General features: G+C 64.8%; 1 pseudogene. It reads left to right on the top strand.

The features are described from left to right. Nucleotides 1-337: 337 nt before the first annotated feature. Nucleotides 338-3,491 (top strand): annotated as a pseudogene (locus G3436_RS16690) (transglycosylase domain-containing protein). Nucleotides 3,492-3,524 lie beyond the last annotated feature (33 nt).

Raw genomic sequence — 3,524 nt, 5'->3', positions numbered from 1 at the left:
GCGCGTCTGCCGGGCAACAGCGCACCGGCAAAGCGAAAGGGGCGAGCAGTATAGGAAGGCCGCCACAGGGCTTTTCACTATATAAACCACGATATTTGGCGAGAACTCTCGGCAAAAACCGCTTCTACGGAGTGGCATTCCCCGTACTTTTTGTTACGTGGCCTGCCGGGCGGCTAACATAGCACCAAAACAGTGCAGTGCAATCCTGTACCAAAGGCGCATGTGGCGGCCACGCTTGGGGAAATGGCGCACGACGCCCCACAAATTTTTCACCACCCCCGGCCAGCGTCTAAGCTTCAGGCAAGCGAGACGAACATACGCAGCCGGGCTGAACACTATGGGCGCACAGTGGCAAACGGAACCAAACAAGACGCAAGCTCCCGCAGAACAACCGGATGACTCAGCTGTGCCAAAACGTTCCCGTCGGCGTTACGGGTGGTGGCTGTTAGCCCTGATCCTGATCATTGGCCTGGCCCTGCTGGGCCTGGCAGCCACCAACGAGATGCACACCTCGCGCCTGCAGTCGCGCGAGTTCAGCCAGTTCGCCGCGACCCTCAGCTATTCGATGCACAAGGGGCCCAGCGACGCCATCGTGTACCCGGGTGACGGCCCGTTCGACAAACGCCTGGGCTACAGCGCACTCGGCGAATTCCTGCCGCGCCTGTTCAAGCGCGACTATGTGATCGTTGAGCAGGCACGCTTTTCGCCGGCGCTGATGAACTATGTCGACCACGGCTTCTTCGTACCCTATGCCGAAAAGATCCAGGCCGGGCTGTCGATCACCGACTGCAAGGGCGACGCGCTCTATCAGTTCCACTACCCGCAGCACCTGTACCCCGACTTTGCTGCCATCCCGCCGGTGATCGTGCACAGCCTGCTGTTCATCGAGAACCGTGACCTGCTCGACCCCAACGACACGCGCGCCAACCCTGCGGTGGATTGGCCACGCTTCGCCATGGCAGCCTACAGCCAGGTGGCCAAGTACCTCGCCCTGCCCGGCCAGTCGGCCGGCGGCAGTACCCTGGCCACGCAGTTGGAAAAGTACCGCCATTCACCTGACGGCCTCACGGTGTCGGGCAGCGAGAAGCTGCGCCAGATGATTTCGGCCAGTGTGCGCGCCTATCAGGACGGCCCGCAAACCCTGGCGGCACGCCAGCGCATCGTGCGCGACTACCTCAACAGCGTGCCGCTGTCGGCGGTGCCCGGCCACGGTGAAGTACACGGCATGGCCGAGGGCCTGCGGGTGTGGTACGGCGCAGACTTCGCCGAGGTCAACCAGACCCTGGCGGGCACCGACACGCCCCGGCCAGCCTCGCCGCACGTGGCCTGGCGCTGCGTCAGGTGCTGTCGCTGATGATCGCCCAGCGACGCCCCTCGCATTTCCTCTCCAGAGGCCGCACGGAGCTGGCCGAGCTTACCGACAGCCACGTGCGCCTGCTGGCCGCCAACAACATCATCGACCGTTCGCTGGCCGATGCCGCACTTGCCAGCAAGGTGGTGTTCCGCGACTGGGTGGCGCAGCCGACCATCGTGCCGATCGTCACCAACAAGGGCATCAGCGTGGCACGCAGCCGCTTGTCGTCGGCGCTGGGGCGGCCACTCTACGACCTTGACCGCCTCGACCTGTCGGCCACCAGTACGCTGCAGGCCGACCTGCAGGGGCAGGTCAGCCAGTACCTGAAAAACCTCGCCGACCCCGCCTTTGCTGAAAAGATGGGACTGTTCGGCGAGCGCCTGCTGACCCCCACCAGCACCACCCAGGTGCGCTACAGCTTCACCCTGCTCGAACGCACCGCCGATGGCTCGCGGGTGCGCGTACAGACCGACAGCACCGACCAGCCGTTCGACATCAACGAAGGCAGCAAGCTGGAGCTGGGCTCCACCGCCAAGTTGCGGGTGCTGACCCAGTACCTGGAGATCATCGCCGAGCTGCACGACAAGTATGCCGGCATGTCCAACGCCCAGCTCAAGCAGGTCGAGGTGGCCGACACCGACTTCATCACCCGCTGGGCGCTGGATTACCTGGCCCAGAACAAGGACCGCAACATCAGCGCAATGCTCGACGCGGCGCTGGAGCGCAAATATTCGGCAAGCCCGGGTGAAGCCTTTTTCACCGGCGGCGGCATGCACGTGTTCAACAACTTTCGCAAGGAAGACAACGGCCGCCTGCCGACCCTCAAGGACTCCCTGCGCGAGTCGATCAACCTGCCGTTCATTCGCCTGATGCGTGACCTGGTGCGCTACAGCACCTACCAGGCGCCAGGCAACAGCGGCAAGTTGCTCAAGGACGATGCCGAACCACGCCGCCAGGAATACCTGGCGCGCTTTGCCGACCGTGAAGGCACCGACTTCATGCGCCGGTTCTGGAAGAAATACCAACGCAAGACCTCGCAGGAGCGCCTGGACACCTTCCTCGACAGTATGCGCGTGACGCCGATGCGGCTGGCGGCCGTGCACCGCTACCTGTTCCCCGAGGCCGAACAGGCCACCTTCAATGCCTTCGTGCGGGCACATGCCAAATCGGAGCCGGGCGCGCTCAAGCGGCCGCCGCTGAAAAAGGACCAGCTCACCGACACGCGCCTGGAAGGCATGTACAAGTCCTACGGTCCCGGCGCCTATGACCTGCCCGACCAGGGCTACATCGCCAAGGTGCACCCGCTGGACCTGTGGCTGCTGGGCTACCTGCTCAAGCACCCGACCGCGAGTTTCCAGGACGCGGTGCAAGCCAGCCATTTCGAGCGCCAGGAGGTGTACAGCTGGCTGTTCAAGAGCCGGCACAAGGGCGCACGTGACAGCCGCATTCGCACCATGGTCGAGATCGAGGCTTTCCTCGACATTCACCAGCGCTGGAAACGCGTCGGCTACCCGTTCGATCACCTGGTGCCGTCGCTGGCCACTGCCATCGGCAGCTCGGGCGACCGCCCTGCGGCGCTGGCCGAACTGGTCGGCATCATCCAGAACGACGGCGTGCGCCTGCCGGTGCTGCGCATCGACACCCTGCACTTTGCCGCCGACACGCCCTACGAGACCCGCCTGGCCGGCGACCCGGACCGCGGCGAGCGAGTGCTTTCGGTGGAGGTGGCGCGGGCGTGCGCGCAGCCATGTCGCAGGTGGTGGACGCCGGTACGGCGCGGCGCGTATCGGGCAGCTTCAAGCTCGACGATGGCACCGTACTGGTGATGGGCGGCAAGACCGGCACCGGTGACAACCGTATCGAGAGCTTTGGCGCGGGTGGGCGGTTGATCGGTTCACGCTCGCTGAACCGCACGGCCACGTTCGTGTTCTTCCTGGGGGACAATCACTTCGGCACCTTGACCGCCTTCGTGCCCGGGCGCGCAGCCGAGGCGTTCAAGTTCACCTCGGCATTGCCGGTGCAGGTGCTCAAGGGCATGGCACCGATCCTGATGCCGTATCTGCAGCCGGGGGGCAATACCTTGTGCACGCCGCCGCTGGTGGCGGTCGGGCCGGCGGGCAGCTTGCCGAAACCCTGAGGCCCCCTTCGCTGGCTTGCCAGCGAAGGGATC

The organism is Pseudomonas brassicae, from assembly GCF_010671725.1.
In the GTDB taxonomy this organism is placed as follows: Bacteria; Pseudomonadota; Gammaproteobacteria; order Pseudomonadales; family Pseudomonadaceae; genus Aquipseudomonas; species Aquipseudomonas brassicae.
This window is presented reverse-complemented; position numbering and strand designations above follow the sequence as displayed.